The organism is Caballeronia sp. A2-2 (assembly GCF_057612605.2).
The window spans coordinates 421570-433860 of sequence record NZ_CM172588.1; the positions used below are offsets into that span (position 1 = coordinate 421570).

Below are 12291 nucleotides of genomic sequence, written 5' to 3' on the forward strand. Positions count from 1 at the left end.
CTAAAAGGTGACTGGCGTTGGTGGGTGCGCTTTGACCGGAAGCGCTTACCAAGGTTGGGCCCAATGGGAGAGGTGCGATGTGGCGTGATGTGGCTGGGCGCTAATACGCTGCGGGATTCCGTTCTTACGTTCTCGGCGCGCGAAGCGCATGGCCGAAAGAATGAATGCGGACCACTGCGATCAAAGGATTCGAGCGCGTAATCGCGAGGTTGCCCACACGCTTAACGAAACGTGGGACGTCCTATTGCGGCCACTGTAACGTTAATTCAGACCACCCTCTCCAGCCATCGTGCATGGGGGTAAAAGCTGCTTTCTTTGGTGACTTTCTTTGCAGCAGCAAAGAAAGTTACCCCCCCGCCGGGGAGGCGGCTACTGCAATAAAAGCCCAAACAACAGAAGCCCTTTGCACGACAAACCTACAAAATCAAATCGACAGCAAAAACAACCACTCTCTGTCAGGCCGAGGGCTTCTGCCTAAAAAGAAACGCGGCCCGGCACTCATAAAACGCCCCGGGCTCGCACGCCCTTACTTCACGCTCTCAAGCGCCTTCCTAACCGTCCCGAAAATCTGATCAATCTGATCATCCTCAATAATAAGCGGCGGCGAAAACGCCAGAATATCCCCCGTATAACGCACCAAAACCCCCGCCTCAAAGCACTTCACAAACGCATCGAACGCCCGCGTACCCGGCGCACCCTCACGCGATTCCAACTCGATACCCGCAACCAGCCCAAGATTGCGAATGTCCTTCACAAAAGGCGCATCGCGCAGCGCATGAACAGCGCTCTGGAACTTCTCAGCCTTCGACGCCGCGCGCTCGAACAACTTATCGCGCCGATACAGATCGAGCGTGGCAATCGCCGCCGCACTCGCCACCGGATGCGCCGAATACGTGTACCCATGAAACAACTCGATGGCGTTCTGCGCGCCCGCATTGACCACCGTGTCGTGCACATCGCGATGCGCCGCGACCGCACCCATCGGAATAGCCGCGTTGTTGATCGCCTTCGCCAGCGTGATGAGGTCCGGCGTCACGCCGAAGTACTCGCTCGCCGTGGCCTTGCCCAAGCGCCCGAAACCGGTGATGACTTCATCGAAAATAAGCAGGATGCCGTGCTTTGTGCAGATTTCGCGGAGCTTTTGCAGATAGCCCTTCGGCGGCACGAGCACGCCCGTGGAACCGGCGAGCGGCTCGACGATCACCGCCGCGATGGTCGATGCATCGTGCAGCGCGACGATCCGCTCCAATTCTTCCGCAAGATGTTCGCCCCACGCCGGCTGACCCTTCGAAAACGCGTTGTGCGCGAGATCGTGCGTATGCGGCAGATGATCGACGGACGGGAGCAGCGCGCCCGAGAACGTCTTCCGATTCGGCGCAATACCGCCCACCGAAATGCCGCCAAATCCCACGCCGTGATAACCGCGCTCACGTCCGATCAGCCGCGTACGCTGGCCTTCGCCGCGCGCGCGGTGATACGCAATCGCGATCTTCAACGCCGTATCGACGGATTCCGAGCCCGAATTCGTGAAGAAAATCCGGTCGAGTCCTTCCGGCATGATCTCGGCGACCTTTGAGGCAGCTTCGAACGCAAGCGGGTGGCCCATCTGAAACGTCGGCGCGAAATCGAGCGTGGCGACCGCTTTCTGCACCGCTTCGATGATTTCATCGCGGCAATGACCGGCGTTCACGCACCAGAGCCCGGCGCAACCGTCGAGGACCTGGCGGCCATCGGTCGAGCGGTAGTACATGCCTTTCGCGCTTTCCAGCATGCGCGGCGCGGCCTTGAACTGGCGGTTGGCGGTGAAAGGCATCCAGAACGACGAAAGATCATCGATGACGGGGCGGGCGTTCATGAACAAGTCTCCTCGATAAGAAGGGTCACTCTATTCCTCGTCAAAATCCTAAGGCATAGACAGTTGTTTTACTGCGCTGCCAACTGTGCTGGCAAAATGCGGGAAACTGTATTGGTACGCGCGCAGAGGCCGCGCTATTCTCGAACGATGATCGAACTCAAGCTCACGCGCGGCTCGCGGCTGACGCCGACGCTCGTCGAACAGGTCGTGCAGGCGTTCTCGGAAGCCATCGAGGAGCAGACGCTGCGCACGGGCGCGTTGCTACCTTCGGTCCGCCGCCTGGCGCAAGCGCATGACTTAAGCACATTCACGGTGACCGAAGCGTATGGCAGGCTCGTGTCGATGGGCCTCGTCACCGCGCGGCGCGGTTCGGGCTATCGTGTCGCGACGCGCGGGCAGGGCGAGCGCACGCGGGCCGTGGACTGGCAGCCGCCGAGCCTCACCGCCACGTGGCTCTTGTCGGATGTGTTCGCCGATCATTCCGTGCCGATCAAATCCGGCTGCGGCTGGCTGCCGAACGAATGGGTCAACGAGACGGGCTTGCAGCAGGCGTTGCGCTCGGTCGGACGCGTGCCGGCGGCGCGCATGGCGGACTACGGGCATCCGTATGGGTTCGCGCCTTTGCGCGAGCGTATCGCCGAGCAGTTGGACCGTCACGGCTTGCCCGTCGATGCCGCGTCCAACGTGCTCCTCACCGCAGGCGCGACGCAAGCGCTCGATCTCATCGTGCGCACGCTGCTGCGTCCCGGCGATGCAGTGGTCGTCGAAGATCCGGGTTACTGCAATCTGCTGCAAATCCTTAAACTTGCGGGACTGCACGTGCATGGCGTGCCGCGCACGGCGGCGGGCATCGATACGGAGGTGTTCGAGCGGATCGTCGTGGAGCATCGTCCGAAAGCGGTGTTTCTCAACACGACGCTGCAAAACCCGACCGGCGCGACGTTCAACATGGCCTGCGCGTTTCGATTGATGCAGATCGCCGAGCGTCATGGTCTATGGGTCGTGGAAGACGATGTGAACCGCGAACTCGCGCCGCCCGGTGCGCCGTTGCTCGCCGCGATGGAAGGGCTCAAGCGCGTGCTGTACGTGGGCGGTTTTGCCAAGACCATCACTCCGGCGCTGCGATGCGGTTATGTCGTCGCCGAGCGCGACGTGCTGCGTGAACTCGCGCGCACGAAGATGGCGGTGGGGCTGACTTCATCGGAGGCGGCGGAGCGCGTGGTCGAGAAGGTGTTGACGGAGGGGCGGTATGCGCGACATGTCGCGGTCGTCGTGGACAAGTTGAAGGAAGCGCATGTGCTTGTCGAGGAACGCATGGATGCGCTGGGCATCGAGTTGTTCAGGCGGCCGGGGGCGGGTTTGTTCTTGTGGGGGCGATTGCCGATTGATCCGCTCGATGCGAGCGAGGTTGCGACTCGGGCGCTGGCGGATGGGATTTGGCTTGCGCCGGGGTGGTATTTTCGGCCTGGTGATGTGCCGAGTGCTTGGTTTCGGTTTAATGTGCCGTATTCGGTGGATGGGGCGCTTTGGGGTTTTTTGGAGCGTGTGGGGAAGGGGTGCTGATGGGTATCTGTCGTCGTGCAAGGGGCTGCTGTGGTTTGTGTCTTTATTGCAGTAGCCGCCTCCCCGGCGGGGGGGTAACTTTCTTTGCTGCTGCAAAGAAAGTCACCAAAGAAAGCAGCTTTTTACCCCATGCACGCTGGCTGGAAAGTGTTGGTCTGGATTAATCGATACAGTGGCCGCAATAGGGCTTTCCACGCATAACGAGCCGCTTAGGCAACCTGGCGATTGCGCGCTCGAAGAATCAAAATTCAGTGGACCGCGCTCATTCTTTCGGCCATGCGCTGCGCGCGCCGAGAAAGTAAGAACGGAATCCCGCAGCGTATGAGCGCCCAGCCACATCACACCTCACCGCTATGTCGTTATTCGGCCCTACCTTGGTAAGTGCTTCTGGGCAAAGCACGCACACCAACGCAAGACATCTTTAGTCGGAGCACTAACCAAGGTAGGGCCGAATAGCAATCTTGCGGGGAAGTGTGAGGTGGCTGGGCGCTTATAAGCTGCGGGATTCCGTTCTTACGTTCTCGGCGCGCGCAGCGCATGGCCGAATGAATGAATGCGGTCCACCTAGCTTTGATTATTCGAGCGCGCAATCGCTAGGTTGCCTAAGCGGCTCGTGATGCGTGGAAAGTCCTATTGCGGCCACTGCATCAGTTAATCCAGACCAACCCTCTCCAGCCATCGTGCATGGGGTAAAAAGCTGCTTTCTTTGGTGACTTTCTTTGCAGCAGCAAAGAAAGTTACCCCCCCGCCGGGGAGGCGGCTACTGCATAAACAGCACAAACAAGAGCAGCGCTTTGCACGACAGACAACTCAAAGATCAAAAAAACAAAACTCAACCCGCCGCCTGCGACAACACCCGATGCCGTCGAAACCGCACCGTACTCAACGACGCCCGCAAACTATCACAAACATCCTTCCTTCTAACCGGATTAAGCGGATCATACAGACGAATAGTAAGCGTCGGCGTTTCAGCGCGATCTCGCACGCGCATCTGCGACACCCCTTCCGGCGCTTCCCACAACACCACCGTGAACGTCCCATCCGACACTTGCACCACATGAAAGCGTGCAAGATCGATACGGGTCAACTCATGCGGTTCGATCGAATGATGCATGGTGTCCTCGACAGACTCATCTGGTGCAAGAGCCTCATGCAAACACCATGCCGATGCCGAACTACCGCGCCTACACGCGCCGCCACCCAACGATCCTTGAAAAAATGAAATACCGCTTCGAATAATTTTTTCCATCAGAGCGAAGCGCACGTTATTTCGACGATGAAGTCTTCGCAGCACGCTTGCGCTTCGTCGCAGGATTCGCCGCACTTTGCTTGACCGCGGCCTTCTTAACGGCCGTCTTCTTCGCCTTAACCGCGCGCTCGCTCCCCTCCGCATCGATCAGAAACTTACTGCGATCCTTCACATTCGCGATCCACGCAGGCGGCCGCGCCCAACCGCTCCACGTCTCCCCGGTCTTCGGATTGCGATACTTCGCCGGCAACTTCCCCTTCGTCGCGAGCTTGTTCATCTTCTCGCGACGCTTCGCCGGCGCAGGCAACGTGACATGCGTTTTCGCCGCGCGCTTGCCGCGTGCGCGATGCTTTTCGATATCCTCAGTGGTGAGCCCATGACGCTCCATCAACGCGCGGATATCGTCGAGCACGGACTGCGCGTGATCCGCGATCAGCGTTTCGGCCTGCGACTGCAAACGTTTGAGCTTCGCCTGAATCTGTTTGAGCGTCGGCATGGTCGTCTCTCAGTCGTCTTGTCTGATGGTGACAAAAGCAAACGTCTCGTAAGGCACGGTCACGGTTTCTTGTCCGCGCAGTTCCGGTTCGCTTTCGATCAGCGCGCGAATCTCGTCATCGACACGCGCACGTTCTTCGTCCGGCAATGCCGCGATGAAACTCGTCGAACGCACACGCTCCAGAATAACCTGCTCCGGTGCGCCCGCATGCCCGATCGAGAAGCGCGATTCGATCAGCGGTCCGAAACCCGCATACGGAAACGCCTGACGCCATTCGCCGGTATAAAAACGCGGACTGTCGCCTTCGAAACGATTGACGATGGCATCGAGCCTCGCGACCCACGGCACGCTTGCATCGCGCAGATTCCACACGAGGCCGAGCCGCCCGCCGGGTTTGAGCACGCGATGAATCTCGCGCAGCGCATCGTGTCGCGCGAACCAGTGGAACGACTGCGCGCACACGACTGCATCCACCGATGCATCGGCGAGCGGGATCGACTGCGCCGTGCCTTCGAGCGCTTCGACTTCGGGCAACGCGGCCGCGAGTTTTGCGCGCATCGTGGCGACCGGTTCGATGGCGATGACGCTCGCGCCCGTCGCGATCAATCGCGGCGTGAACTTGCCGGTGCCCGCGCCGAGATCGACGACGCACGCGCCGGGTCTCAGCCCAAGCGTTTCGGTCAGCCAACCGGCGAGCGCAGGCGGATAATCAGGCCGTCCGCGTACATAGCTGTCGGCGTTCGCGGTATAACCATCCGCAGCGCTGCGGTGAATGTCGTTCATCATGCGCTCACTGCCCGTAAATATCGAAGTCGAAATACTTCTGCTCGATGCGTTTATAAGTGCCGTCCGCGATCATCGCGGCGATAGCGCCGTCGAGCTTCGCCTTTAGATCGGTATCCTCTTTACGCAAGCCGATCGCCGTGCCCGGCCCGAAGATCGCGGGATCGTCGATGGTGCCGCCCGCGAACGCGTAGGGCTTGCCGCGCGGCGTATCGAGAAAGCCGCGTTCGGCCTGCACGGCGTTTTGCAGCGAGGCATCGATACGTCCCGACAGCAAATCGACATATACCTGATCCTGATCCGCATACGAGACGATGTTCACGCCCTGCGCGCCCCAGTGCGCTTTCGCGTAAGTCTCTTGCATCGATCCTTGCTCGACGCCGACCGACTTGCCCGCAAGCGCCTGCGCGGTCGGTTGAATCTGCGAATCGCGTTTAGCGACGAGGCGCGTGGGTACGTGAAAGAGCTTGCTGGAGAAGGCGATCTGCTTGACGCGCGCGGGCGTCATCGACATGGTGGAGAGCACGGCGTCGAACTTGCGCGCCTTGAGGCCGGGAATCATGCCGTCGAACGCGTTTTCGACCCATACGCATTTCGCGGCGAGACGGCGGCATAACTCGTTGCCGACATCGATATCGAAGCCGACCAGTTTGCCGTCGGCCGCTTTCGATTCGAAAGGCGGATAGCTCGCATCTACGCCGAAGCGGATAGTGGACCAGTCGCCCGCCTGCGCATGAATGGATACGGCCAACATCGAACTCAACAACACCGTCAGGCACTTCTTCACGTTCGTCCCTCTGCTTTCTTTTGATTGAATGACCGGAACAGCGTCATCGATTATAGAGGCGTGAAACGAACGCTTGAAGCGAACGCAAAGAAAAACGGCCGCGAACTTCGCGGCCGTCAAGGCTTCCTGAATAATGCGCCCGCTCAGTTCGAACGCACTTCCACGCGACGCGGACGCGCTTCTTCGCGGCGCGGAATGCTCAGTCTGAGCACGCCGTCCTGAAGGTTCGCATCGATCTTCGTGGTGTCGAATACATCGCTCACCGTGAAGGCGCGGGCAAAACGCGGCGCGCGAATTTCCGTGTGATGCACGCGCAAAGCGGCATCGACGGGAACGGTGGCTTCGGCTTCGATATACAGACGCGCGTCATGCACTTTCACGTCGAGATTTTCGCGCGACACGCCGGGCAGATCGGCCCAAAGCGTGATGCCGTTGCTGTCCTCGACGATGTCGACAGCAGGCGTGAGCGCGGGGCGGCGTGCGTGCGTGACGTCATCGGTGTTACGCGCGGTGACTTGAGTCGTATCGTTCATCATGTTCTCCCAACCAATTTATTGAATGGTGATGGCGCGCGGCTTCGACGCTTCGCGCTTGCCGATGGTGATCGACAGCAGGCCGTTTTCATAACGTGCTTCGACCTTATCGGCATCTGCATTGCGCGGCAGTTCGATCACACGGCGGAACGCGCCTGTGAAACGCTCTTTCGCGAACGTGCGCGAGCCTTCGGTCTGCGCTTGCGGCTTGCGTTCGCCGCTGATGGTGAGCGTGCCCTTGTCGACGGTCACGTCGAGCGTGCTCGCATCGACGCCCGGTGCGAAAGCGACGATCCGAATGGAATCGTCCGTACTACCGATGTTCAGACGCGGGAAGGCATCGGCGCGGCTGGTGCGGATGCTCGAAGGCGAGGTGCCAAAGAGCTGTCGTTGCACGCGGTCCAGTTCCGAGAAGAAGTCGCCGCCAAAATAAAAGTCACTCATGGTCCAGTCTCCGATAGCGCACGGCCAGGCCGGCTTCAGGAAGTTGTCTGCAAGGTCGAAGGGCGAGCGTTGCGCTGTGTTGCTTCGCTGCCTGTGCATCCAAGATAAGTTCGCCCGCTATGGTTTCAATAGCGCGAGCGCCATTTTCAAGGGACTTTTTATTCGTCCGATGCCTCTTGAAAGCCGCGTCACCGCCACTATCTCCGCCCGTTTCGCGCGATGCCGCCTTAGAATGACGGTCGATCATTCACCACCTTCACCACGGGAAGCGGACGATGAAAGCATGCATATACGGCGCGGGCGCCATTGGCGGATGGATCGGCGTGAAGCTTGCGCAGGCAGGCTGCGACGTGAGCGTGGTGGCGCGCGGCGCGACACTCGATGCGCTCGAAGCACACGGTCTGCGTCTCATCGAAAAGGACGCGACGCACGCAGTCAAGGTGACCGCCAGCGCCACGCCCGCCGATCTCGGGCCGCAGGCGCTCGTCGTGGTCGCAGTGAAAGCGCCCGCGATGGAAGAAGTCGCCGCGCACATCGCGCCGCTCATCGATGACAACACCATCGTGCTGACCGCCATGAACGGCGTGCCGTGGTGGTTTTGCGACGGACTGTGCGATGCCTTCGCGGGCAAGCGGCTCGCGTCGGTCGATCCACACGGCGCGATTGCCGCCGCGATTCCCAGCGCGCAAACCGTGGGCTGCGTCGTGCATGCAAGCTGCGTGGTGGATGCGCCGGGCGTGATTCGTCATCGGCAGGGCATGGGTTTGATTCTTGGCGAGGCGAACGGCCAGCCGAGCGCGCGAGCGGAAAACCTCGTTGCACTCTTTTCGAAAGCCGGTTTCGATGCCACGCTCTCGCCGCAAATTCAGCGCGATGTCTGGTTCAAGCTCTGGGGCAACATGACGATGAACCCGATCAGCGCGATCACGGGCGCGACCACTGACCGCATTCTCTCGGACGATCTCGTGCGCGAGTTCGTCACGCGCATCATGCTGGAAGCGAAGGAGATCGGCGCACGTTTCGGTATCCCGATCGATCAGGAACCGGCGGACCGCCACGCCGTCACGCTCAAGCTCGGCGCGATGAAAACCTCCATGCTGCAAGATGTGGAAGCAAAAAAATCGGTGGAACTGGATGCGCTCGTCGCGTCCGTGCGCGAACTCGGTCAGATGACCGGCGTGCCCACGCCTTTCACCGATGCACTGCTCGGCCTCGCGCGATTGCATGCGCGCACGCTGGGCCTTTACCCGGACGCGAGCCTACAATGAGCGACCTCGAAAACATCCGCGACACGTTGCGCGAGTTCGTCCACGAACGCGAATGGAGCCGCTTTCACGCGCCGAAGAATCTCGCCGCCGCGCTGAGCGTGGAGGCGAGCGAACTCCTCGAACCGTTCACGTGGCTCGCAACCGGTGATAAGTCCGAACTCGACGACGCCCGTCTCACCGCGATTCGTCACGAGATGGCCGACGTGCTCGCCTACCTCGTCATGCTCGCGGACAAGCTGGACGTCGATCTGCACGAGGCGTTCATCGAGAAGATGACGCTCAATCGCGCGAAATATCCCGCGCACAAGGTACGCGGCGATGCGCGCAAATATTCCGAGTACGACGAATGAACGAAGCGCTTCAGTTCGCGCCCGTGTTATTCGCCTGCCGATTCGCGACGATGCGGCCCGCGCGCATGGCGTTGTCCGGATAGTTCAGCCAGTCGGCCGGATCGTAGCCCGCCGCGCGCCACGTGAGGAATTCTTCACGTACTTGCGCGCGCGTTTTAGGCGCGGAAGGATCACTGGTGCTCGATGCACTTTGAGCGAACGCAGAACCCGCACAAGCGAGTGCGAGCGCGCCGAACACAACGCGGCGCGATAAGCCGGATAAGGAAGTCATGATGGTTGCCTCTCGCCGTCATATGACGGTGAATTCATTCTAGGCGAGCCAGAAAAAGCGTGCAGCGAGCAACATTATGTTGTCAGACAATGCTTTTATACTCGCGCGACGATCGCATCCGAATACCGACAACGATGACCCCGACCTCGAACAAAAAGAGCCGCACCCGATGAGCGACAGCTTTTCCGAGATGGACGAACTCGAAGCGATCCTGATCGCGGGCGGGACGTGGTTCGAGCGCCGCACGCACGGCGAAGTGCAATCGCGCGGCCGGGCGTTTCCGCTGCTGACCGCGGCCATCGGTTCGACGGATCGCGCGGCGCCCGCCATCGGGTTTTTCGGCGGCGTGCACGGGCTGGAATGCATCGGCACGCAGTTGGTGCTCGAATACATGCGCGCACTGTTGCGGCGGCTGGAATGGGACGAACTGCTGCGCGAGCAATTGCGTGCGATTCGTCTCGTCTTCATGCCGATCGTGAATCCGGGCGGCATGGCGGCGCGCACGCGCTCGAACCCGAACGGCGTCGATCTCATGCGCAACGCGCCGCAGAACGCCGAAGGCCGCGTGCCGTTTCTCGCGGGCGGGCAGCGGATCGGGCCGTGGCTGCCGTGGTATCGCGGGCCGAGCGGCGCGCCTCTGGAAGCGGAAAGCGCGGCCTTGCTGTCGGTGGTCGAGGAAGAACTCATGTCGCGCCCGTTGAGCTTCGCGCTCGATTGCCATTCGGGCTTCGGCTGGGACGACAGCATTTGGTTTCCGTATGCGCGCACCGAGCGCGAAATGGCGCATCTGCCGGAAATGTTCATGCTCAAGACCATGTTCGAGGAATCGTATCCGCATCATGGTTATGCGTTCGAGCCGCAAAGCCATCAATATCTGCTCCATGGCGATCTGTGGGATTGCGCGTACGACCGCACGCGCGCACCCAACATCTTCTTGCCGATGACGCTCGAACTCGGCTCATGGCGCTGGATTCGCAAGAACCCCATGCAACTGTTTTCGCGCATGGGCATCTTCAATCCGATCAAGGCGCATCGCACGCGGCGCGTGTTGCGGCGGCATCCGGGCTTCTTCGATTTCCTGACGCGCGCGGCGTTTTCATCGCGCCGCTGGCTGCCGTGCGGCGACTTCCGCGATCAGGTGATGCGCCGCGCCCGCGAGCACTGGCAGCCCGCCGGCACGGCATGAGCGATTGGGTGCTTCTGCGCGGACTCACGCGCGAAACGCGGCACTGGGGTGCGTTCGAACAGGCCATGCGCGCCCACGCTCTGCTCGATGCAAACGATCGCGTGGTGTTCGTCGATCTGCCGGGAAACGGCGCGGAACATGCGCTGTGTTCGCCCACTTCCGTGCACGCGATGACCGCCTTCGTGCGCGAACGCGTGGCATCGCTCGGTGTCACGCTGCCTTGCCGCGTGCTCGCCATGTCGCTCGGCGCGATGGTCGCAGCGGACTGGGCGCAGTGTCATCCGGATGAGGTTGCGCGGCTCGTGCTCATCAACACGAGCCTGCGTCCGTTCGCGTCGATGCATGAGCGTTTGCGGCCATCGGCGTGGCCGATGCTGCTTCGCATCGCGACTCAATGGAGCCATCCCGATGCATGCGAACGCATGATTCATGCGTTGACGTGTCATCGGGCCGACACATCGGTGCAGGATGTGGCGCAATGGTCCGCTTGGCGACGCGCGCAGGGTGCAAGCGCGGGCAATGCGTTGCGCCAGTTGTGGGCAGCGGCACGGTTTCGTGCACGAGACGAAGCACCGGCGTGCCCCGTTTTGCTGCTTGCAAGCGCCAGGGATCGACTCGTCGATCCCGCGTGTTCCGCGCGCATCGCACAGCGGTGGCGTATAGCGCATGCGGTGCATCCGTGGGCAGGCCACGATCTGCCGCACGACGACGCCGACTGGACATGCGAAGCGGTGACCGCCTGGCTCGCCGACGCGCAACAAGCCCGCACATTCCCCAATCGACAGACTATTTGACAGGGCTCATCGTCGAACTCGATGCACTCGATCTTCTTTTCTGCCCGCCGATGTCCTGCCGCGCCTTCCCTTTTATCGTGATCACGTCAACGAAGAGCGGTTTCTCATCGTTGAAGGTGACTGCACTCGCATCAGAGCGATTTGGCTGCTTCGCAGATGACGCTTTGACGACATGCTGCACGGCAATACATGGACAGTGTTGGATGCCGTGCATTATTGACCACGCTCGGGGAATCCCCGTGTTGCGTCGCAGCATTGCATTGCGTATGCTGTATGAAGCGGGTGGCAGGGTAATCCGTCCGGTAGCGATACGCGGCACATCGATACCGATGTTCTTCCATGGCAACGATGCAAACGAGAAGCGCCCGGTAAATCAAGGGCGTTCGGTGAGGCGGCTTCGTCAGCTTTTCCGGATGTCGACTTGAGGGAGCCGTAAAATGGACTTGACCAGTACGTCGAAACCGACGCTGCATGTCTTCCATCAGGAAGGCGGGTGGCATTGGGGTATTACCGTCGAACGAACGGCGGGCGGTGGAATGAAGGTCGTGGCGTACAGCGACGACGGCTTCGATTCCGAGGATGAAGCACGCGAGGACGGCGAGTACGTCCTGCGTTCCGAAGACTGGCGTTCGCGCCAGAGTTTTGGCCGCGCCGAGCGGCGTCAAGGTTGTTCCTGAGCGGGGCGTGTTCGCCTCGCTATCGCTTCTTTTTC

At 60.8% G+C, this 12291-nt stretch carries 14 protein-coding genes; 6 read left to right on the forward strand and 8 right to left on the reverse strand.

The genetic code is table 11. From position 1 onward, the window contains the following. Positions 1–526 precede the first annotated feature (526 nt). Positions 527–1855: an omega-aminotransferase AptA gene (aptA, locus tag ACZCWR_RS18150; protein WP_487304371.1), complete on the reverse strand. Its 1329-nt coding sequence runs from the start codon at positions 1853–1855 to the stop codon at positions 527–529. A gap of 147 nt (positions 1856–2002) precedes the next feature. Here aptA and ACZCWR_RS18155 point away from each other — a divergent pair, with 147 nt between their 5' ends. After that, positions 2003–3418, forward strand: coding sequence for an aminotransferase-like domain-containing protein (locus ACZCWR_RS18155; protein ID WP_487304372.1), 1416 nt, complete (start codon positions 2003–2005; stop codon positions 3416–3418). Between the two features lie 832 nt (positions 3419–4250). On the opposite strand, the gene ACZCWR_RS18160 is transcribed toward ACZCWR_RS18155, so the two are convergent. From ACZCWR_RS18160 to ACZCWR_RS18185, 6 genes are all read right to left on the reverse strand, one after another. Beyond that, the gene (locus ACZCWR_RS18160; RefSeq protein ID WP_487304373.1) at positions 4251–4682 is read right to left on the reverse strand and encodes a hypothetical protein; all 432 of its coding nucleotides are present in this window, start codon (positions 4680–4682) and stop codon (positions 4251–4253) included. Position 4683: 1 nt separating this feature from the next. Continuing rightward, the gene (locus tag ACZCWR_RS18165) at positions 4684–5163 is read right to left on the reverse strand and encodes an H-NS histone family protein (RefSeq protein ID WP_487304374.1); all 480 of its coding nucleotides are present in this window, start codon (positions 5161–5163) and stop codon (positions 4684–4686) included. 9 nt (positions 5164–5172) lie between these two features. Next, entirely contained in the window at positions 5173–5946 is a 774-nt protein-coding gene (locus ACZCWR_RS18170; protein WP_487304375.1) for a class I SAM-dependent methyltransferase, read from the reverse strand. 7 nt (positions 5947–5953) lie between these two features. Beyond that, entirely contained in the window at positions 5954–6733 is a 780-nt protein-coding gene (locus ACZCWR_RS18175) for an ABC transporter substrate-binding protein (protein ID WP_487304376.1), read from the reverse strand. 143 nt (positions 6734–6876) lie between these two features. Continuing rightward, positions 6877–7266, reverse strand: coding sequence for an Hsp20/alpha crystallin family protein (locus tag ACZCWR_RS18180; protein ID WP_487304377.1), 390 nt, complete (start codon positions 7264–7266; stop codon positions 6877–6879). A gap of 18 nt (positions 7267–7284) precedes the next feature. After that, positions 7285–7710: an Hsp20/alpha crystallin family protein gene (locus ACZCWR_RS18185; RefSeq protein WP_487304378.1), complete on the reverse strand. Its 426-nt coding sequence runs from the start codon at positions 7708–7710 to the stop codon at positions 7285–7287. 275 nt (positions 7711–7985) lie between these two features. On the opposite strand from ACZCWR_RS18185, the gene ACZCWR_RS18190 reads away from it, so the two are divergent. Both ACZCWR_RS18190 and ACZCWR_RS18195 read left to right on the forward strand, forming a co-directional pair. Next, positions 7986–8978, forward strand: coding sequence for a 2-dehydropantoate 2-reductase (locus ACZCWR_RS18190; protein ID WP_487304379.1), 993 nt, complete (start codon positions 7986–7988; stop codon positions 8976–8978). Then, positions 8975–9328 (forward strand): nucleotide pyrophosphohydrolase, encoded by a 354-nt coding sequence (locus ACZCWR_RS18195; RefSeq protein ID WP_487304380.1) that lies wholly within the window; start codon positions 8975–8977, stop codon positions 9326–9328. The genes ACZCWR_RS18190 and ACZCWR_RS18195 overlap by 4 nt, the downstream gene beginning before the upstream one ends. 10 nt (positions 9329–9338) lie before the next feature. Here ACZCWR_RS18195 and ACZCWR_RS18200 read toward each other — a convergent pair whose 3' ends face one another. After that, entirely contained in the window at positions 9339–9599 is a 261-nt protein-coding gene (locus ACZCWR_RS18200; RefSeq protein ID WP_487304381.1) for a DUF4148 domain-containing protein, read from the reverse strand. Between the two features lie 169 nt (positions 9600–9768). Between ACZCWR_RS18200 and ACZCWR_RS18205 the strand changes: the two genes are divergently transcribed. The 3 genes from ACZCWR_RS18205 (at position 9769) to ACZCWR_RS18215 (ending at position 12256) form a co-directional block, all read left to right on the forward strand. Next, on the forward strand, positions 9769–10785 hold the full coding sequence (locus ACZCWR_RS18205; protein WP_487304382.1) for a M14 family zinc carboxypeptidase: 1017 nt from the start codon (positions 9769–9771) through the stop codon (positions 10783–10785). Then, positions 10782–11579, forward strand: coding sequence for an alpha/beta fold hydrolase (locus ACZCWR_RS18210; RefSeq protein ID WP_487304383.1), 798 nt, complete (start codon positions 10782–10784; stop codon positions 11577–11579). The genes ACZCWR_RS18205 and ACZCWR_RS18210 overlap by 4 nt, the downstream gene beginning before the upstream one ends. A 437-nt stretch (positions 11580–12016) precedes the next feature. After that, positions 12017–12256 (forward strand): hypothetical protein, encoded by a 240-nt coding sequence (locus ACZCWR_RS18215; RefSeq protein WP_487304384.1) that lies wholly within the window; start codon positions 12017–12019, stop codon positions 12254–12256. Positions 12257–12291: the final 35 nt, after the last annotated feature.